Annotated in this window: 20 protein-coding genes; 8 read left to right on the top strand and 12 right to left on the bottom strand. The window is 71.1% G+C overall.

Translation table 11 applies throughout. The features are described from left to right. Positions 1-16: 16 nt before the first annotated feature. Genes AC07DF_RS30270 through AC07DF_RS30255 form a run of 4 tightly spaced genes read right to left on the bottom strand, consistent with a single transcriptional unit; the run spans position 17 to position 3,116 of the window. A complete protein-coding gene (locus tag AC07DF_RS30270; RefSeq protein WP_478978333.1) occupies positions 17-559 on the bottom strand; it encodes an MOSC domain-containing protein in 543 nt (180 codons plus the stop codon). A 41-nt stretch (positions 560-600) separates the two neighbouring features. Next, positions 601-1,344, bottom strand: coding sequence for an FAD:protein FMN transferase (locus AC07DF_RS30265; protein WP_478978330.1), 744 nt, complete (start codon positions 1,342-1,344; stop codon positions 601-603). Between the two features lie 4 nt (positions 1,345-1,348). Then, positions 1,349-1,762 carry an FMN-binding protein gene (locus AC07DF_RS30260; protein ID WP_478978327.1) on the bottom strand — a complete coding sequence of 138 codons (414 nt, stop codon included), beginning with the start codon at positions 1,760-1,762 and terminating at the stop codon, positions 1,349-1,351. 13 nt (positions 1,763-1,775) lie between these two features. Then, entirely contained in the window at positions 1,776-3,116 is a 1,341-nt protein-coding gene (locus AC07DF_RS30255; RefSeq protein ID WP_478979268.1) for a ferredoxin reductase family protein, read from the bottom strand. 152 nt (positions 3,117-3,268) lie between these two features. On the opposite strand from AC07DF_RS30255, the gene AC07DF_RS30250 reads away from it, so the two are divergent. From AC07DF_RS30250 to AC07DF_RS30225, 6 genes are all read left to right on the top strand, one after another. Continuing rightward, positions 3,269-3,967, top strand: a complete 699-nt coding sequence (locus AC07DF_RS30250) for a response regulator transcription factor (protein WP_478979265.1) — start codon at positions 3,269-3,271, stop codon at positions 3,965-3,967. Beyond that, positions 3,964-5,445 (top strand): sensor histidine kinase, encoded by a 1,482-nt coding sequence (locus tag AC07DF_RS30245; RefSeq protein ID WP_478978324.1) that lies wholly within the window; start codon positions 3,964-3,966, stop codon positions 5,443-5,445. The genes AC07DF_RS30250 and AC07DF_RS30245 overlap by 4 nt, the downstream gene beginning before the upstream one ends. A gap of 65 nt (positions 5,446-5,510) precedes the next feature. Then, the gene (locus AC07DF_RS30240; RefSeq protein ID WP_478978321.1) at positions 5,511-6,644 is read left to right on the top strand and encodes an ABC transporter ATP-binding protein; all 1,134 of its coding nucleotides are present in this window, start codon (positions 5,511-5,513) and stop codon (positions 6,642-6,644) included. Beyond that, positions 6,641-7,339 carry an ABC transporter permease gene (locus AC07DF_RS30235; RefSeq protein ID WP_478978318.1) on the top strand — a complete coding sequence of 233 codons (699 nt, stop codon included), beginning with the start codon at positions 6,641-6,643 and terminating at the stop codon, positions 7,337-7,339. The genes AC07DF_RS30240 and AC07DF_RS30235 overlap by 4 nt, the downstream gene beginning before the upstream one ends. Next, positions 7,336-8,001, top strand: a complete 666-nt coding sequence (locus AC07DF_RS30230) for an ABC transporter permease (protein WP_382496137.1) — start codon at positions 7,336-7,338, stop codon at positions 7,999-8,001. Before AC07DF_RS30235 ends, AC07DF_RS30230 begins: the two co-directional genes overlap by 4 nt. 63 nt (positions 8,002-8,064) lie before the next feature. Further along, positions 8,065-9,021, top strand: coding sequence for an ABC transporter substrate-binding protein (locus tag AC07DF_RS30225; protein WP_478979262.1), 957 nt, complete (start codon positions 8,065-8,067; stop codon positions 9,019-9,021). A gap of 16 nt (positions 9,022-9,037) precedes the next feature. Here the strand turns inward: AC07DF_RS30225 and AC07DF_RS30220 are convergent, their stop codons facing one another. From AC07DF_RS30220 to AC07DF_RS30200, 5 genes are read right to left on the bottom strand one after another with little or no spacing between them, the layout of a single operon-like run. Continuing rightward, a complete protein-coding gene (locus AC07DF_RS30220) occupies positions 9,038-10,060 on the bottom strand; it encodes an ROK family protein (protein WP_478978314.1) in 1,023 nt (340 codons plus the stop codon). Further along, positions 10,057-11,706: a dipeptide ABC transporter ATP-binding protein gene (locus AC07DF_RS30215; RefSeq protein WP_478978311.1), complete on the bottom strand. Its 1,650-nt coding sequence runs from the start codon at positions 11,704-11,706 to the stop codon at positions 10,057-10,059. Before AC07DF_RS30215 ends, AC07DF_RS30220 begins: the two co-directional genes overlap by 4 nt. After that, positions 11,703-12,575, bottom strand: coding sequence for an ABC transporter permease (locus AC07DF_RS30210; protein WP_478979259.1), 873 nt, complete (start codon positions 12,573-12,575; stop codon positions 11,703-11,705). The genes AC07DF_RS30215 and AC07DF_RS30210 overlap by 4 nt, the downstream gene beginning before the upstream one ends. 11 nt (positions 12,576-12,586) lie before the next feature. After that, complete coding sequence (locus AC07DF_RS30205; protein WP_478978308.1) at positions 12,587-13,546, bottom strand: ABC transporter permease; 960 nt, start codon at positions 13,544-13,546, stop codon at positions 12,587-12,589. Positions 13,547-13,549: 3 nt separating this feature from the next. Further along, positions 13,550-15,295: a peptide ABC transporter substrate-binding protein gene (locus AC07DF_RS30200; protein ID WP_478978305.1), complete on the bottom strand. Its 1,746-nt coding sequence runs from the start codon at positions 15,293-15,295 to the stop codon at positions 13,550-13,552. A gap of 181 nt (positions 15,296-15,476) precedes the next feature. On the opposite strand from AC07DF_RS30200, the gene AC07DF_RS30195 reads away from it, so the two are divergent. Together AC07DF_RS30195 and AC07DF_RS30190 are read left to right on the top strand one after the other, a co-directional pair. Then, entirely contained in the window at positions 15,477-16,643 is a 1,167-nt protein-coding gene (locus tag AC07DF_RS30195; protein WP_478978302.1) for an ROK family transcriptional regulator, read from the top strand. A gap of 39 nt (positions 16,644-16,682) precedes the next feature. After that, positions 16,683-18,176: a M81 family metallopeptidase gene (locus AC07DF_RS30190; protein ID WP_478978299.1), complete on the top strand. Its 1,494-nt coding sequence runs from the start codon at positions 16,683-16,685 to the stop codon at positions 18,174-18,176. Positions 18,177-18,215: 39 nt separating this feature from the next. Here the strand turns inward: AC07DF_RS30190 and AC07DF_RS30185 are convergent, their stop codons facing one another. From AC07DF_RS30185 to AC07DF_RS30175, 3 genes are read right to left on the bottom strand one after another with little or no spacing between them, the layout of a single operon-like run. Further along, on the bottom strand, positions 18,216-18,809 hold the full coding sequence (locus tag AC07DF_RS30185) for a GTP-binding protein (RefSeq protein WP_478978296.1): 594 nt from the start codon (positions 18,807-18,809) through the stop codon (positions 18,216-18,218). Beyond that, on the bottom strand, positions 18,796-19,155 hold the full coding sequence (locus AC07DF_RS30180; RefSeq protein WP_382496154.1) for a DUF742 domain-containing protein: 360 nt from the start codon (positions 19,153-19,155) through the stop codon (positions 18,796-18,798). The genes AC07DF_RS30185 and AC07DF_RS30180 overlap by 14 nt, the downstream gene beginning before the upstream one ends. A 1-nt stretch (position 19,156) precedes the next feature. Further along, positions 19,157-19,588: a roadblock/LC7 domain-containing protein gene (locus AC07DF_RS30175; RefSeq protein WP_020271575.1), complete on the bottom strand. Its 432-nt coding sequence runs from the start codon at positions 19,586-19,588 to the stop codon at positions 19,157-19,159.

Genomic DNA, 19,588 nt, shown 5'->3' with positions numbered 1-19,588 from the left:
CCCGTCAAGGGCTCGCTCAGACACGTTCCAGCGGCCGGTGCGGTTCGGCGGGGAGCCGCACCTCGATGGAGTCCCCGGGCCGCACCACGCCGCCCTCGCGAACGACGCTCATGATGCCCGCCTTGCGCACGATCCGGCCTGCTTCGTCACGGCCCACGACCTGCTTCAGCAGCCCGTCCTGGAACGCGTCGATCTGGATGCAGGGATTGCGCAGGCCCGTCACCTCCACCACCGCGGCCTCGCCGATGTGCAGCAGGGTGCCCGCCGGCAGGCCGAGCAGGTCGATGCCGCGCGTGGTGATGTTCTCCCCGAGTCCGCCGGGTGCCACCTCGAACCCCGCGTCCGCGACCTCGGCGAAGAGCTCCTCGTGGATGAGGTGCACCTGGCGCAGGTTCGGCTGGGTGGGGTCCTGCGCGATCCGTGACCGGTGCTTGACCGTCACCCCCGCGTGGATGTCGCCCTCCACCCCCAGCCCCGCGAGCAGGGTGATGCTGTCCCGGTTCGGCTTCGTGAACGAGTACTCGCCGTTGCTGCTGACCGCCGTCACCGTCGCGCTCATGCCTCCGGCCCCCTTCCGTTCGGCAGTGATCCTCAAGGAGCCTAACCCGCCGACGCCCCGGCCGTGCGTTCGTTCGAGACCGGGAACCCCGGCGACCGCAGGACCCGGCGCCCGGCGTCCACCGCGAACACCCCGCAGTTCTCCCGGGCCGCCGCCCACTCGACGCCCTCGGCGCCCATGGCGAAGGCCGCCGTCGCGACGGTGTCGGCCTCGGTGAGGGTGGGGGCGACGACCGTGAGGCTGAGCAGCCCGGTCGCCGGGCGGCCGGTACGCCCGTCGACGATGTGGTCGCCGCGCTCGTAGCGGGCGGACGTCGCCACGGCCCGGTCCGTGAGGTCCAGGACCGTGCACAGCCGGTCGGCGTGCTCGGGGTGCCGTACGCCCACGCGCCAGGGGCCGCCGGCGGCGACCACGTCACCGCCCGCGTTGAGGCAGAAGCGCCGTGCCCCGGCCGCCGCCAGCAGCTCCGCACCCTTCTGCACCGACCAGCCCTTCACCACGGCGCAGGGATCGAGGCGGCGCCCCGGCAGGCGTACGTCGAACGCGCCCCCGGTCGCGACCCGGTACTCCTCGCACAGGTCCAGGACCTCGCGCAGCGCCGGGCTCGGCTCGGACACCTCTCCTCGGTCCAGTCGCGACACCTCGCTGTCCGGACGGAACGGGCTGAACCGCGCGTCGACCTCGTGCAGCCAGGCGAAGAGGCCGTCCACCGCCGCCTCGGGGAAGCCCTTGTCGTCGATCCGGACCGACACCGGGAACCCCATCACGTGCTCGACGCGCCGCATCCCCTCAGCCCTTCGCGTCGATGGCGGCCTGGAGCGACTCCTTGTAGCCGTCGCTGGTGACCGTGGCGCCGGACACCGTGTCGATGTCGGCGCTCTGCGCCTGGAGCGTCTCCTCGATCAGCTTGGGCACGGCGGCCGTGGTCTGCGGATGGTTCGGCTGCTGCAGCATCCGCACCGAGGCGATCTTGTCGCCGTCGAAGGTGACCTCGACCTGCAACGGGCCCTTCTCCGTGTCGAGGGTCGAGCCCTTCACGACCGTGGTCGTGGACCCACCCGACGACGAGGCCGAGGGGGTGGACGCCGGCGCCGCGGCCTCCGTGACGGACGACGACGATCCGGTGTCCTGCGAGGGCGCGTACCGCCAGACCGGGATCAGGCCCGCGACGCTCAGGACGAGGACGGGTATGGCTCGCTTCACGAATCTCTCCTCGTCATCCGGCCAGGCTGAAGCGTTCGAAGTGGACCTGCGGCTTGGGCACGTCGAGTGCGCGCAGGCTGCCGAGCACGGCGTTCATCATCGGGGGCGGGCCACAGAGGTAGACGTCCCGCTCGGCGATGTCCGGCACGAGACGGGCCAGCTCCCCAGGCGCCAGCCGGTCCGGCACGGCCGGTCCCGTCACCAGGTGCAGCTCCGCGCCCCTGGCGAGCGCGAGGTCGCGCAGTTCGTCGTAGAGGACGGCGTCCTGGTCCGTCGCCACCCGGTAGATCACGACCGCGTGGCCGTGCAGTTCCTCCAGCAGGGCCCGGATCGGCGTGACACCGACGCCTCCGGCGATGAGCAGGGCGTCCGGCCGGGTGCGGTGCAGGGTGGTGAAGGCGCCGTAGGGGCCCTCGGCGAACACGCGCGTGCCCACCTTCAGGTGCCGCAGGGCCGCGCTGCCGTCGCCCGCGCGCTTGGCGGTCAGCCGGAGCGTACGGCCGTCGGGGGCGGCGGACAGCGAGAACGGGTTGGCCTGCCACCAGCGGTCCTTCGTCAGGAACCGCCACAGGAAGAACTGTCCGGCCCGGGCGGGCAGCCGGTCCAGGTCGCGGCCCGTGATGTAGACCGAGACCACGTTGTCGTTCTCGGGGACGACGGCCGTCACACGCAGCTGGTGACGGAGGTTGCGCCACAGCGGCAGCACCAGACGGCCCGTGAACACCGCGGCGAGGGCCACGCCCCACACGGCGTACCAGTACGTCTTCGCCGCCGGCGACGAGGCGAACGTCGTGCCCGCCGCGACCTGGTGCGTGAACGCCAGCACCACCGCGACGTAGGTGTACAGGTGGATGAAGTGCCAGGTCTCATAGGCCAGCCGGCGCCGGGCCGAGCGGGCCGAGACCACGCCGACCACGATGATGATCGCCAGGGCGGTGATCGCGCGCAGCACGCCCTCGACGGTCTCCGCGAGGTCCACCAGCTGGTTCACCGGGTCCAGGCTCGAGGATTCCGCGTAGCCGAAGACGATGAACACCGCGTGCGCCAGCAGCAGCCACAGCACCGAGAAGCCGGTCCAGCGGTGCCAGGACGTCAGCCGGTCCATGCCGATCCGCCGGTCGAACCACGGCAGCCGGGCCACCAGCAGCAGCTGGAACGCCATGAGCAGCGAGCCGTACAGCCCGGTCAGCCGGCCCAGCACGATGAGCGTGTTCGAGGCGAAGCCGGCCTGGACGAAGAACACGGCCACCACGACCGCGTTGGCGAGCAGCACCGCGTACAGGCCGGTGCGCCCCACCACTCTGGGGCGCACGCCCGCGCGGGTCGCCGCGGGAGGTTCTTGGAGGGTGGTCACGGTCGGCAGCTCCTTGATCGGATCCTGGGACACCGAGCTTGTCCTCGGGGAGCTGTCGAAATACTGTCGCTCAACTTTCAAGTGATTATCGATCCCGCAGCGAAGCCACGAGCGGCTAGGGAGGCGCAGGACACGTGAAGCACTATGAGCGGGTGGAAAAAGTACGCCTCCTCGTCGTCGACGACGACCCGCCCATCGCCGACCTCGTCGCGACCGTCGCCCGCTACGAGGGCTGGGACGCGGTCACGGCGTACACCGGCGAGGACGCGCTGAAGCGGGCCGCCGAGTTCCACCCGGACATCGTGGTGCTCGACCTGATGCTGCCCGGCGTGGACGGCTTCGGTGTCCTGGACCGGCTGCGTGCCTCCGGGACGATGGTGCCGGTGGTGTTCCTCACCGCGCGCGACGGCGTCGCCGACCGGGTCGCGGGCCTGACGCGGGGCGGTGACGACTACCTGGTCAAGCCGTTCGCCGTGGAGGAGCTGATGGCCCGGCTGCGGACCGTGCTGCGGCGCAGCGCCGGCCCCGCCTTCCAGCGGTCCGTGCTCCAGGTCGGCGACCTGACCATGGACGAGGACACCCGCGAGGTGCGGCGCGGTGAGAGGCAGCTGTCGCTCACCCCGACCGAGTACGAGGTGCTGCGCTACCTCATGCGCAAGTCGCCCACCGTGCTCACCAAGGCGCAGATCCTCGACCACGTGTGGGAGTACGGCTTCGGTGGCCGCTCCAACGTCGTGGAGCTGGTCGTCAGCCGCCTGCGCCGCAAGCTCGAGGAGACGGACGACGGCGGCGCGCCCCTGATCCACACCGTGCGGGGATTCGGCTACGTGCTGCGGCAGGCCTCCGAGTGATCGCCGGACTGCGGCGGACCTACCGCAGGATGCGCCTGGGCACCCGGCTGGCCCTCGGCCTCGGCGCCCTGGCGCTGGTCGTGTTCGCCGTCGTCGGCACGGCCCTGACCACGTACATGCGGGACTACCTCTCGGCCCAGCTCGACACCCAGCTGGCACAGGCCCAGATCGCCCAGTCCAAGAGCATCGCGGACTACGGCACGCTCTCGGGCAAGAAGTACTACAGCTGGTTCTACGCCGTGTACGACGTCTCGGACGGCACGCCCGAGCTCCGCAGGCCCGAGGACCCGGCCGACCTGCCGAAGGACGTCGACGACTTCACCTCCCTGGCCCGGGCGCAGACCACCGCGCACACGGAACTCCTGCGCACCGAGCACCTCAAGGGCGCGGGCTCCTACCGGTTGCGCGCCTGCCAGGTCGAGCCCGGGGTCGTCCTGGTCAGCGCCGCGCCCATGGAGGACATCGAGGACACCGTCGGGCAGCTGATCACCATCCAGGTCGTCACCTTCGGGGCCGCGCTGCTCGCGCTGGTCGTCTTCGGACGCAGGACGCTGCGCCGGGGACTGAAACCCCTCAGCGACATGGCGTCCACCGCGCACGGCATCGCCTCGCACGACCTGACCGAGTCGGCGGCCCGGCTGCCGCTGCGCGCCGACGGCCGGGACGGCGGACCCGAGGTGGACGAACTGCGCACCGCCTTCAACACGATGCTGGAGCACATCGACCACTCCCTCGCCGTGCGCGCGGAGGCCGAGCAGCGGCTGCGCCGGTTCGTCGCCGACGCCTCGCACGAGCTGCGCACCCCGCTGATGTCGGTACGCGGCTACGCCGACCTCTTCCAGTACGCCGCCGCCAACGCCCCCGAGGAACGCGACCGGCACCTCGCCCGGCTGCGCGCCGAGGCCGCGCGGATGGGTGTTCTCCTGGACGACCTGCTGCTGCTCGCCCGGCTGGACGCGGCGGAGGTGGAGGAGCCGCTGCGACTCGAGGACGCCGACCTGGCCGAGTTGGTGTGCCAGGCCGCGGACGCCTTCCGCGCGGGCCGCCCCGACCACCCGCTGACCGTGCTCGCGGGCCCGCGGCCGGTGCGGCTGCGGATGGACCCGCTGCGCATCCGGCAGGTCGTCGACAACCTCCTCACCAACGCCGCCGTGCACACCCCCGCCGGGACGAAGGTGTCCGTGGAGGTGTGTGTCGCGCCCGGCTCGGCCGAGGTGCGGGTCGCCGACACCGGTCCGGGCATCCCGCCCGACGACCGGGCCCGGGTCTTCGACCGTTTCTACCGTGTCGACAAGGCCCGCAGCCGTGACCGGGGCGGCAGCGGCCTCGGCCTCGCGGTCGCCCAGTCCCTGGTCCGGGCCCACGGCGGCCGCATCGAGCTGGACAGCGGGCCGGGGGCGACGGTGTTCACCGTCCGTCTGCCGCTGAACGGGGACGGCACGGCGGCCGCCCCGGGGCCGGAAACCGCTGCCGTCTAGACTCGTCCGGCAACAGCCCGTACGACCATGGCCAAAAGTCCGCCAACCCGAAGGGCCCCGGCGCCTTGATACGGATCGAATCAGTCACCAAGCGGTACCCGGACGGCACGGTGGCGGTCGACCGGCTCTCCATGGAGATACCCGACCGCTCGATCACCGTCCTCGTCGGACCGTCGGGCTGTGGCAAGACGACCACCCTGCGGATGATCAACAGGATGGTCGAACCGAGCGAGGGAACGATCCTCCTCGACGGCGAGGACATCCAGCGGCAGCCCGTCACCACCCTGCGCCGCTCCATGGGCTACGTCATCCAGAACGCCGGGCTCTTCCAGCACCGCACGATCGTCGACAACATCGCGACCGTGCCGCGCATGCTCGGCTGGGGCAAGCAGAAGGCCCGGGCCAGGGCGGCCGAACTGATGGAGCGCGTGGGCCTCGACGCCGCGCTCGCCAAGCGGTACCCCTACCAGCTGTCCGGCGGCCAGCAGCAGCGCGTCGGCGTGGCCCGGGCGCTCGCCGCAGACCCGCCGGTACTGCTCATGGACGAGCCGTTCTCCGCGGTCGACCCCGTGGTGCGCAAGGTCCTCCAGGACGAACTGCTGCGCATCCAGGACGAGTTGGGCAAGACCATCGTCTTCGTCACCCACGACATCGACGAGGCGATCAAGCTCGGCACCATGGTCGCCGTGCTGCGGGAAGGCGGCCGTCTCGCCCAGTACGCACCGCCCGCCGAGCTGCTCTCCAACCCCGCCGACGCCTTCGTCGAGGACTTCCTCGGTGCCGACCGCGGCATCCGGGGCCTGTCGTTCTTCCCGTCCGCGGGGCTCACGCTGACCACCGACCCGGTGATCCGGGTCGACGCCACCGCCGAGCAGATCGCCGCCCCCGAAGCCCCCTGGCTCCTGGTGACCGGCACGGACGGCAGGCCGCTCGGCTGGAGCGCGCCCCAGGATCTGACGGCCGGTGACATCAGGCCCGACCAGCTCCTCTCCCACGGGCGGCCGTTCGTACCCGGCACCGACTCGCTGCGGGCCGCCCTCGACTGCGCCGTGCTCTCCCCGACCGGCTGGGCCGTCGCCGTGGACGCCGGCGGACGCGTGACCGGAGTGGTCGCGCAGCAGACCATCGGCGAGGCGATCCGCAGCGCCCACGCGGCACGGCGCGACGACGAGCACGACGACGAGAAGGTCGCCGGATGAGCGACTTCCTCCACGACTTCTTCGACATCCCGAGCGACCTCCAGCACAGCTGGTTCGGGCTGATCGGGCTGCACCTGAGGGAGGCCCTGCTCCCGGTGGCGGCCGGACTGCTCCTCGCCCTGCCGATCGCCCAGCTGTGCGTGCGCTTCCGCTGGCTGTACCCGCCCGTCCTCGGCCTGACGACGGTGCTGTACGCCATCCCGTCCCTGGCGTTCTTCGTCGTCCTCATCGACTACACCGGCCAGACCGAACTCACCGTGATGATCCCGCTGGCCGTGTACAGCCTGGTGGTGCTCGTCCCGGCGATCGTCGACGGAGTGCGCTCGGTGCCCCCGGAGACCCTGGCCGCCGCCACCGCCATGGGCTTCGGGCCCGTACGGCGGTACTTCCAGGTGCAGTTGCCGATCGCGGTACCGGCGATCATCGCCGGCCTCAGGGTGGCGACCGTGTCGAGCATCTCCCTCGTCAGCGTCGGCATGCTGATCGGCAACCAGGGCGCGCTCGGCAATCTGCTCCACGACGCGCAGATCTACAACCGGCCCGAACTCACCTGGAACTCCGTGATCACCACGGCGCTCCTGGCGGTCCTCGTCGACGCCCTGCTGGTCCTCGTCCGGGTGCTGCTGACGCCCTGGATGCCGAGCGGGAGGGCCCGTCGCAAGCCGGCGCCCGCCCTTGAGGAAGCCGCCCGGTGAACGTACTCAACTTCGTCAACGCGTTCTTCAGCGACAGCGCCCACTGGCAGGGCTACGACGGCATCCCGGCCCGCCTCGGGGAGCATGTCCAGTACACCCTGGAGGCCCTGCTCCTCGCCGCCGCGATCGGACTGCCGATCGGACTGGTCACCGGGCACTACGGGCGCGGCGGCAACGCCCTGTCCCTGGTCGCCACCGCCGGGCGGGCCCTGCCCAGCTTCGGTCTGCTGGTGCTGATGACCACCCTGCTGGGCTTCGGGATGCTGCCCGTGATGATCCCGCTGGTCATCCTCGCCGTGCCGCCGATCCTGGTCACCACCTACGAGGCGATGCGCTCCGTCGACCCCTCGCCGGTGGACGCCGCCCGCGGCATGGGCATGCACGAGTCCCGGATCCTCTTCCAGGTGGAACTGCCGGTCGCGCTCCCGCTGATCCTGAGCGGCCTGCGCTCGGCGGCCATCCAGATCGTGTCGACGGCCACCATCGCCGCGTACGTCAGCCTGGGCGGCCTCGGACGGTACATCGTCGACGGCCTTTACCAGCGCAACTACGAGAAGGTGGTGGGCGGCGCGACGCTGGTGGCTGTCCTCGCGCTGGTCACGCTCGCGCTGTTCTGGGCGGCGGCCCGGGTCGCGGTATCTCCGGGTGTGCGCAGGAGATGACGCCAATTGGTGACCAAGCTGCTCTTGACTGACCGAATATCCGCTGGCTTGGATCAGTGGGTGATTACTACACGGAAGAGCAGCACCCGGTCCATATCGAGGCACCCCGGCGCGGCAGCGGTCGCGCTGGCCGCGGCGGCAGCTCTTCTCGGGGGCTGTTCCTCCGGCGGCACCTCCGACGACCCGCTCAAGGGCGGCGGGGCGGAGGGCGGAGCCGTCGTCGTCGGCTCCAACAACTTCGCCGAGTCCATCCTGCTCGCCGACATCTACGGCGAGGCCCTCAAGGCCAAGGGCATCAAGGTCACCTACAAGCCCAACATCGGCAGCCGGGAGACCACGTACGGTCTGATGAAGAACGGCAGCGTCACCGTGCTGCCGGAGTACAACGGCTCCCTGCTGGCCTACCTCGACGCCAAGGCCAAGCCGAAGACGGTCGAGGAGACCACGACCGCCATCAACGGCAAGCTCGACTCCAAGCTGGAGCTGCTGAAGCCGTCGGCCGCGCAGAACAAGGACTCCGTGACGCTCAACGCGGAGACCGCGAAGAAGTACAAGCTGACCTCGGACTCGTCCATCGCGGACCTCAAGGACGTCGCCAAGGACCTGGACTTCGGCGGCTCGCCCGAGTTCCAGACCCGGCACCAGGGGCTGGTGGGCCTGAAGTCGGTGTACGGCCTCGAGTTCAAGTCGTTCAAGTCCCTCGACGCGGGTGGTCCGCTGACCCAGACGGCGCTGAAGAAGAACACCGTGCAGGCCGCGGACCTCTTCACCACCGACCCGACCATCGCCCGGGACAAGTTCGTCGTCCTGAAGGACCCGGAGAACCTCTTCGGCTTCCAGAACGTGCAGCCGCTGGTCCGCAAGGGCGAGCTGTCCAAGGAGGGTGCCGCGGCACTCGACGCGGTCTCGGCCAAGCTCGACACGGCCGCGCTGCTCGAACTGGACGCGCAGGTCCAGCTCGAGAAGCAGGACCCGCTGGACGTGGCCAAGGCGTGGCTGAAGTCGGCGGGCCTGACCTGACCCGCCCAGCCGACGGTCAGGCGTGACCGGCACCCCGATCACGCCTGACCCGGTTGACCGCCGCCTCTGCCGGTCGCACCCGGCTGACCATGCCCAGTTCGGCCCGCGCCCGGGCCGCCGCGCCGATCGCCACGGCGTCGTCGCCCAGCAGCGCGGGCCGCACACGCACCGGCTGCCCGCTGACCGGCGGTTCGGCGGCGAGGGCGGCGAGCAGCGGCGGCTCCAGCAAGGACCAGGCCCGGCTGACGCCCCCGCCGACGACGCACACGGACACGTCCAGCAGCCCGGCCGCGACCAGAACGGCACGGGCGACGGCAACCCCGGCTGCCTCGAACACGGCCAGGGCGTTCTGATCTCCTTGAGCCGCCAGCTCGGCGACAGCCCGGGCTGAGGGCACGGGCACTGGCCCGGGACGCCGGGTTGCCTCTGCCCGCCCGTCTCTCTCGGCGTACCTGGCGGCGATCGCACGCCCCGACGCCAAGGTCTCCAGATGGCCGCGGCCCCCGCAGGTGCAGGGCAGGTCGCCGAAGCCGGGGACGTGGCCGATCTCGCCCGCCGCTCCGTTCGGGCCGTCGTGCAGCCGGCCGTCCAGCCACAGCGCTCCGCCGACCCCGGTGCCGAGCGTCATGCCGAGGACATGTGGCTCACCCGCGGCGGCGCCCCCGACGACCTCGCCGCGCAGGAACGCGTTGACGTCGTTCTCCAGGTACGCGGGTACGCCCAGCCCCTCCCGGACCGCCGCCGTCACCGGGAAACCGGCCCAGTCGCGGAAGGAGTCGCTGGCCACGAGGATCCGCCCGGCCCGGGCGTCCACCACGCCCGCCGCGCCGACCCCGACGCCGAGCAGCCTCGCCGCCGTACGGCCGAGGAGCAGCCGTACGGCGTCCAGCGCCGCGTCCGTCATCGCCCTGCCGCCCTCGGCCGCCGGTGTGGGCACGGCCGCGCGGTCCACGACCCGGAGATCCGCCGTACACAGCACCACCTGGGTGGTCGTGCCACCGATGTCGACACCGGCGACGACCTCGACAGCGCCGGTCACGCCGTGGCCCCTGTCCCGAGGGCCGCCGCCCGGCGTCGTCGTTGCACCACCGGATCCGGCACCGGTACGGCGGCGATGAGCCGCCGTGTGTACTCCGTCTCCGGGCGGGAGAGGGTGGACAGGGTGGGCCCCTGCTCCACCACCTGCCCGGCCCGCATCACCACCACGCGCCGGGCGAACTCCTGCACCACGGCCAGATCGTGCGACACGAACAGACAGGCGAACCCCAGCTCGCGCTGCGACTCGGCGATCACCTCCAGCACCGCCCGCTGCACGCTCACATCCAGCGCACTGGTCGGCTCGTCCGCGACCAGCAGCCGCGGCCGCAGCACCAGCGCCCGGGCCAGGCTCACCCGCTGCCGCTGACCGCCGGACAGCTCACGCGGCCCCCGGCGCGCCAACTCCTTCGGCAGCCGCACCAGTTCGAGCACCTCGGCGACCCGCGCCCGCCGCTCGGCCGCCGGCATCCCGTGCCGGTGCACCCGCAGCGGCTCGGCCACGCACTCCGCGACACTCATCCGCGCGTCCAGCGACGCCACGGGATCCTGGAGCACCACACCCACCCCGGCCAGCAGTGCACGCCGACGGCGCCCCCGCACCCGGCGCAGATCGCCGCCGAACAGCGACACCGTCCCGGAGGACGGCCGGACCAGCCCCAGCGCGACCCGCGCCGCCGTCGACTTGCCGGACCCCGACTCGCCGACCAGGCCCACCGTCTCACCGGGACGGACTGTGAGCGACACGTCCTCAAGGGCCCGCACGGCACGCGGCCCGCGCCCGAACCGCACGGAGACGTCCCGGAGTTCGACGACAGGATCGCCCTCGGACCGTTTCGGAGGAGGCGGCCCTGCCTCCGGCTCGCCCACCGCCAGACGTGGCACCGCCGCCAGCAGCCCCCGGGTGTACTCGTGCCGGGGCCGCAGCAGCACCTCCTCCACCGTCCCGGTCTCCACGATCTCGCCCCGCAGCATCACGGCCACCCGGTCGGCGAAGTCCGCGACCACGCCCATGTTGTGGGTCACGAGCAGCACGCCCGTGCCCGAGTCGGCCGCGAGACCCCGCAGCAGATCCAGGATCCCGGCCTGCACGGTGACATCGAGGGCCGTGGTCGGCTCGTCCGCGACCAGCAGCCCCGGCGAGTTGGCGATCGCCATGGCGATGACGACCCGCTGCCGCTGCCCGCCCGACAACTGGAACGGAAACGCCGAGGCCCGCCGCTCCGGCTCCGGAATGCCCACCCGGCGCAGCAACGCCACCGCCTCCCGGGCGGCCTCGGCACGCGACAGAGTCCGGTGGTTGCGGAGCACCTCGGCGATCTGCGCGCCGACCCGGGTCAACGGGTCCAGTGCCGTCGCGGGCTCCTGGAACACCATCGAGGCCGTACGGCCGCGCATCCGGGCCAGTTCGGCCTCGGACGTGCCGACGACCTCACCACCGTCGACCCTGACGCTCCCGGAGACCCGGGCGCTGCCCGGCAGCAGTCCCAGCGCGGCCAGCGCCACCGTCGACTTCCCCGACCCCGACTCGCCGACCAGCGCCAGCGTCTCCCCGGGCCGGATCCGCAGCGACACATCCCGCACGGCGGGCACGTCACCGCTGTCCGTCGTGAAGGTCACGCCCAGCTTCTCGATCTCCAGGATGCTCACGCACGCCCCTTCACGTCGAAGGCGTCGCGCAGCCCGTCGCCGATCGCGTTGAACGCGCACACGACGAGAATGATCGCGAGGCCCGGCGGAACGATCAGCCACCAGCGCCCGGAGTACGCCGCCGTCAGACCGGCCGACAGCATGCCGCCCCAGTCCGTCGCCGGCGGCTGGACACCCAGGCCGAGATACGACACATACGCCACGAGCAGGATCGCGTCGGCGATCTGGAAGGTCGCCGCGACCACGATCGTGGACACCGAGTTGGGCAGGATGTGCCGGCCGATCGCCCGCCCGTGCGTCCCGCCGATGGCGCGCAGGGTCAGCACGTAGTCCCGGCTCTTCAGCGTCAGCGTCTCCGCCCGCACCAGCCGCGAGGGCACCAGCCACGACACCACCCCGAGGATCACGACGAGCCCGAGCGGCCCCGGATCGGTGATGGCGGACACCACGAGCAGGATGAACAGCGCCGGGATCGCGATCCCCGCGTCCACGACCCGCATCATCACGGCGTCCACCCAGCCCCCCGCGTACCCCGCGACGGCTCCCCAGGCAGTCCCGATCACCGTCGCCAGCAGCCCGGCGGCAAGCCCCACGAGCAACGAGACCTTCCCGCCGTACATGAGCCGCCCGAGCTGATCGTGCCCAACGGCATCGGTACCGAGCCAATGGGCCCCACTGGGCGCGAGATTGACCTGGGAGAGATCCGTATGGGTCTGATCGGTGGAATACACCAGTGGCCCGACGAAACAGAACAGAAGGAAGAGGACAAGAACAGCAAGCCCGGCCACAGCAAGCCTGTTGCGCGCGAAGCGCGCGCTTTTCAGGGGCGCGGGGAACTGCGCGACAAGCCCGCACCGGCCCGCACCCATAACACGACCACTCACACCCGCCCCTCCTTGACCCGAGGATCCACAACCCGCTGCACCACATCCGCAAGCAACGTCCCCACCACCGTCGCGACGGAAATAACAAGCACACACCCGAGCAACACCGGATAGTCGGAAGACTGCGCGGCACTCCAGAACAACAGCCCCATCCCCGGGTAGTTGAAGAGCTGCTCCACCACCAGCGCACCCCCGAACAGCACCGGCACGTAATACCCGAGCATCGCGATCACCGGCGTCAGCGAATTCCGGAACACATGCCGGAAGAGAATCGCGTACTGCCCGGCCCCACCCGCCCGGGCCGTGCGGACATAGTCCTCGGAGAGGTTCTCCAGCGTCGAAGCCCGCATGTAGCGGCTGAACACCGCCACCATCGACGCCGCCCCCGTCACCACCGGCAGCACCAGCCCCACCGGATCCGCGAACACCTGCCCCAGCGTGTCGCCCTGCGGCGCCTGCGAGGGGAACCAGTTCAGCGTCTGTGTGAACAGCAGGATCAGCAGCAGCCCCAGGAAGTACACCGGCGTGGAGTACGCGACGAAACTCAGCGTGGTGACGACGTAGTCCACGGGCCTGTTGCGCCGCACCGCCTGCCACATGCCCAGCGGCACCGCCAGCAACAGTCCCACCAGCGCGGACAGCACCGTCAGCACCAGAGTCTTCGGCAGGCGCTGGGTGATGAGCCGGGAGACCGCCTCGTTGAGCGTGTACGAGGTCCCGAGGTCCCCGTGCAGCAGGGTGCTCAGGTAGTGGACGTACTGGATCGGCAGGGGCCGGTCCAGCCCCTGCTCCTGATTGAACGCGGCGATCTGCTGGGCGGTGGCCTGCGGGCCGAGGATCCCGCGTGCGGGGCCCCCGGGCAGCGCGTGCAGCAGGCAGAACACCACGACCGTGACGAGGAGGATGACGACGAGGGCCTGGAGGACCCGCCGGGTCAGGTACCAGACGGTGTCCATGGCTCAGTCCGTCCACTTCCACTGGGCGGGGTGGAAGTTGGCGAGGGAGTCCTGGGAGAAGCCGCCGAGGCCCTTCCTGACGACCGAGATCTGGTAGACGGGCTCCGGCAGCCAGACCACCGGGAGGTCCTTGGCGAGGGTCTCGCTGTACTTCTGGATCGCCTCGTTCGAACTCGACGTCGTGGAAGCGGAGATGAGCTTGTCCACCTCAGGGTTGGAGTAGCTGCCGAAGTTCGAGCCGCCGCCGGTCTGGAACAGCGAGTCGCCGGTGGGGAACGCCGGGAAGTACCAGCTGCCCGCCGTGCCGAAGAAGGACAGCTGCCACGAGCAGACGGGCTGGTCCGCCTTGCACTGCGGGGTCTGCGACAGCACCGAGTTCACCGGGGCCGTCTTGATGGAGAACTTGATGCCGGTCTTCGCGAGGGAGGACTGGATCGCGCTCATCATGTTGTCCGTCACCGCCGAGCCGGACTGCGACAGCACCCGCATCTCGAACTTCGTCCCCTTGGCGACACCCGCACCGCACTTCGCGGGTTCGGTGCAGGTCATCACGCCGCCCTGCTCGCTCCAGCCGTGCTCGGTGAGCAGGGTGCGGGCGGCGTCCGTCGAGTACGGGTACGGGTTGCTCTTCTGCGCCGGCGAGACGAAGTCGGAGGCCTGTCCCTGCGGTACGGGGCCGTAGCCGGGCACCGCGGTGCCGTTGAAGATGACCTTCGCCAGGCCCGCCTGGTCGATGGAGCGCTGGACCGCCTGCCGGACGTACGGCTGCTTGAACACCGCCCCCATCCGCGGGTTGTTGAAGTTGTACGGCATGTAGGTGATCGCCCAGCCGGACCACGGCTTCACCTCGTAGCCCCGCGCGGTGAAGCTCTCCTTCTGGTCGAGGTCGCCCGCCTCGATGTAGCCGTAGTCGACGGTGCCGGAGCGCAGCGCGTTCTTCTCGGCGTCCGCGGTGGTGAACGGCAGCAGGTTCACGGTGGGGATGTTCGCCTTCTCACCGCCGTCGTACTTCTTGCTGGCGGTGAGGACGACCTTGCCGGCCGTGGAGAAGGACTTCACCGCGTAGGGGCCGCTGATGGTCTTCCACAGGGGGTTCGTCGCGTAGCCGCCGATGTTCTTCGCGGCGTTGTTGAGGGCGGTCCACACCTGCTTCGGGTCGCCGCCCTTGTCCCAGACGTGCTGGGGGAGCGGCGTGATGGAGCTCAGCTCGTTGGCGAGCATCCACTGCGGGTTGTAGGCCTTGTCGAAGGTGATCGTGAAGTGGCGGTCGTCGGCCGCCTTGAAGGACGTCCAGTTGTCCGGCGCCTGGCCCGGGTTGTAGCCCGCCCACTCCTTCTTGTTGGCCTTGATGAGGTCGAACCAGAACTTCACGTCGCGGGAGGTGATGGGCTTGCCGTCGCTCCAGTGCCGGTCGCCCAGCGTGATCCGCACGCTCTTGTTGTCCGGGGCGAAGTCGGCCGCGGTGGCGACGGATCCCTTCTTGTTCCAGGCGATCTTGCCGGTCGAGCCGTCGTAGGCGATGAGCGGCTCCCACAGGGTGTTCGCGATGGAGATGTTGTTGGTGTTCAGATGGGCCGCCGTACCGATCGGCAGGATCCAGTTCGGCGTGAAGTTCGCGGGCAGCGCGTAGTCGATCGAGTCGCGGGACGACGCGGACGACGTGCCGCTCGTCCCGGAGCAGCCCGCGAGCAGCAGCGTGCCCACGCCGAGGGCGGCACCGGTGAGCAGTCTCGTGCGAGCAGGGGACATGGCTCTCCTCGGGGACAGAAGCCGGGTCGGGGGGTGGAGCCAGTGAACGCCCGCTGTGTTCGAAGAAACAGACGTGCATGGGTAAAAAGTCTGTTTCTGCTGTTCTGGAAAAAGCCGCGAGTCGGCTTTCCTGGCCTACGCTCACTGCTCCGGCCGGCCGCTGACGGAAGAAACTGCATCCATGCCTGAAAAAAGTGCGCCGTTGAGCGGGCGCGTCCTCGAACTCCTCGCCTCCGGGCAGGCGTCGACCCGCACCGAGCTGGCACAACTGCTCGGCGCCGCGCCCTCGACGGTGTCGTTCACGGTGAGCCAGCTGATGTCACACGGACTGGTCGCCGAGGAGGGCACGGTGTCCTCCACCGGCGGGCGTCCGCGCAAGGTGCTGCGGCTGGGCGGCAGCGACGGATTCGCGGTGGCGGCCGAACTCGGCGGCCGGCACGCCCATGTGGGCGTCGTCCTGCCCGGCGGCGGACTCACCGACGTCTCCACCGTGCCGTTCCCCACGGACCACGGCCCCGAGGCCGCACTGCCCGGGCTGGCCGAGACCCTCCTCGCGCTCGCCGAGCAGCATGGCCGGCACCTGCTCCGGGGCGTCGGCCTGTCCCTGCCCGGCCCGGTCGACGTCACCACCGGCGTCGTCACGCTGCCGTCCCGGATGCCCGGCTGGAACCGCTTCCCCGTGCGCGCCTGGCTGGAGGAGCACTTCGGCGTCCCGGCGGCCATCGAGAACGACGCCAACTGCATGGCCGTCGGCGAACACACCGTGCAGCCGCCCGAGCGCCGCCAGTCGATCATGGTGAAGAGCGGTAGCGCCATCGGCGCGGGCGTCATCGCCGACGGGCGGCTCTACCGGGGCGGTTCCGGCGCCGCCGGCGAGATCACCCACGTCCGCGTCGAGGCCGGCCACGACATCCCCTGCTCCTGCGGCAACACCGGCTGCCTGGAGACCGTCGCCTCCGGCGCGGCCCTGGTACGGATCCTGCGCGCCCGCGGCCTCGACGTGGCCTCCACCGAGGACGTCGTACGCCTCGCCTCCGACGCCGATCCCGAGGCGACCCGGGCGGTCCGGCAGGCCGGGCGCTACCTCGGCATGGTGCTGGCCGCCAATGTCAACTTCTTCAACCCCGACGCCGTGTACCTCGGCGGCATCCTCTCCACCCTGGAGCCCTTCGTGGCCGCCGTGCGCAGTCAGCTCTACGAGGGCTGCCACCCCCTCGTGACCGAGCACCTGGTGATCGAACGGGCCAGCCTCGGCGCCGACGCCGGACTCGTCGGCGCGGGCCAGTTCGCCCTCCAGCGGGCCCTGGCCCACGCCCTGCACACAGCCACCGGCACCCCGCACCCCTGAGCCACCGGCATCCGTCACCCCTGACATCCCGGAGGAGCCATGTCCGCACCGTCCCGCCCCGTGATCGCGATCGCCGGACTCGGCATCGAGTCCTCGACCTTCTCCCCGGCCCGCACCGAGGCCCCGGCCTTCCATCCGCAGCGCGGCGCCGATGTGCTCACCCGGTACCCGTTCCTCGCCCCGGGGCAGCCGCTCCGGGAAGCCGCCGACTGGCGCGGCGCCCTCGTCGGCAAGGCCCTGCCCGGAGGCACGGTGACGGCGGCGGCCTTCGCCGAGCTGTCCGGAGAACTCCTGGACCGGCTACGGGCGTTGGGACCGCTGGACGGCCTGTGGTTCGACATCCACGGCGCCATGACGGTCGAGGGCCTCGACGACGCCGAGGCGGTGCTCCTGGCCCGGATCCGCGAGGTGACCGGACCGGACGTCATCGTGTCCACCTCCATGGACCTGCACGGCAACGTCTCCCACGACCTCGTGCGTCGCACCGACCTGATCACCTGCTACCGCATGGCCCCGCACGAGGACGCCATGGAGACCAAGGAACGTGCCGCCCGCAACCTCGTCGAGCACCTGGTGAGCGGTGCGCCTCGCCCGGTCAAGGCGTGGATCCCGGTGCCCGTGCTGCTGGCCGGGGAACAGACCTCGACCCGGATCGAACCCGCCAAGGGCCTGTACGAGGCCGTGGCGGAGGTCGCGGCCGCCGACGGGGTGACCGACGCCGCGGTCTGGGTCGGCTACGCGTGGGCCGACGAACCGCGCAACCGGGCCGCGGTCGTGGTCACCGGCCCCGAGCCGGACGCCGTCGTCGCCGGCGCCGAGCGCCTGGCCCAAGGCTTCTGGGCGGCCCGGCACGACTTCGCCTTCGTCGCCCCCACCGGCACGCTCGACGCGTGCCTCGACGCGGCCCTGGCCTCCGCGTCCCGCCCCTACTTCATCAGCGACACCGGCGACAACCCCACGGCGGGCGGGGCCGGCGATGTCACCTGGGGCCTCGAACAGGTCTTGGCCCGCCCCGAGTTCAAGGACCCGGCAGGGCCGTCCGTCCTCTACGCCTCCCTGCCCGGCCCGGACGCCGTGGACACGGCCGTGCGGGCGGGTGTCGGCGCGACGGTCACCGTCACCGCCGGGGCCGACGTCGACGGCCGGCACGCCGGTCCGCTCACCCTGACCGGCGTGGTGCACGCCGTCCGGCACGGCGACCGGGACGCCGAGACGGAGGTCGTGCTGCGGGTGGGGAGCGTGCGCGTGATCCTCACCCGGCTGCGCAAGCCGTACCACCACGAACACGACTTCACGAACCTGGACCTGGACCCGCGCGGCGCCGACGTCGTCATCGTCAAGATCGGGTACCTGGAGCCCGAGCTCTTCGCCATGGCCGCCGACTGGAAGATGGCCCTCACGCCGGGCGGCGTCGACCAGGAGCTCACACGCCTCGGCCACCACCGCATCCACCGGCCGATGTTCCCCTTCGACCCGGAGATGCCGGACCCGGACCTCACGGCCAGGATCGTCCCGCCCTCCGACGAGCCCTAGACACCGGCCCTGGACACCGGCCCTGGACACCGGCCCTGGTCACCGGCCCTGGGCCTGGACCGCCGACGCGATCAGCTGGTCGATCAGGGCGATCAGCACGTCCCGGCACGACTCCCGGTCCCGCGCGTCGCACAGCAGTACCTGCACATGCTCCGGCACCGCGAGCGCGTCCCGGATGTCCTCCGGCGGATAAGGGTGCTTGCCGTGGAAGCCGTTGACCCCGACGACGAACGGGATCTTCCGGCGTTCGAAGAAGTCGATCGCGGCGAAGCTCGACTCCGGTCTGCGGACGTCGACCAGGACCACGGCGCCGAGCGCGCCGAGCGCCAGGTCGTTCCACATGAACCAGAACCGCTGCTGCCCCGGCGTGCCGAACAGGTACAGCACCAGTTCCCGGCTGATGGTGATCCTGCCGAAGTCCAGGGCCACGGTGGTGGCCCGCTTCTCCTCGATGCCGTCGAGATCGTCGATGCCCAGACCGGCGATGGTCAGGGGTTCCTCGGTGCGCAGCGGGGCGATCTCGCTGACCGACCCGACCATGGTGGTCTTGCCCACGCCGAAGCCCCCGGCGATGAGGATCTTGACCGTGTCGGGTGCCGAGGACGCGTCTGTGACGGGGTCAGAGCCGGCCAAGGCCGTCCCTCACTTTCTGCAGCAGGTCCAGGTCCGGGGTGGTACGGGAAACGAGGCGCGGCGGGCGGACGGTGATCCGGCCCGCCTCCAGCAGGTCGCAGAGGAGGATGACGACCACGCTCACCGGCAGGTCCAGCCGGGCGGCCAGCTCCGCCACGGCGACCGGCTCGGCACAGAGCCGGAGGATCCGGGTGTGCTCGGGCTGGCACCGGGGCGCGGTGGCCGGTGCCGGATCGACCGCGGTCACCGTCGCGATGAGCGTGAAGTCGGCACGGCTGGGCCGGGTCCGGCCACCGGTCAGGGCGAACGGTCTTACGAGCCGGCCCGCCGAGTCGCCTTCGCCCACCTCACACGCCTGGGTCGACGACGGGTCCGGCCATGCCCCGCGGTGCCGCGCTGAGGTGCTCGCCGATCTTCTTCACCAGCATGTTCATCTGGTACGCCACCACACCGACGTCCGCGCCCGGGCCGGTCAGCACGACCAGATGGGCGCCGGGACCGGCGGAGGTCAGGATCAGGTAGCTGTTGGCCATCTCGATGAGCGCCTGGCGCACCGGACCGCCCCGGAAATCCATGCTGACGCCCTTGCTCAGGCTCATCAGACCGGAGGCGGTCGCCGCGAGTCGCTCGGCGTCGTCGCGCAGGAACCCGGTGGACTTGCTGACCACCAGGCCGTCCTCGGAGAGCACCACGGCCTGGTTCACGTCGGCGACCCGCTCCACGAGTCCGGTCAGCAGCTGGTCGAGCTGGGTGTGCGTGGCGGGGATGGGGCGTGTCAT

Source organism: Streptomyces sp. NPDC044719 (assembly GCF_056433405.1).
Note: the sequence above shows the minus strand (reverse complement) of the source record. Positions and strands in the feature narration are given on the sequence as shown.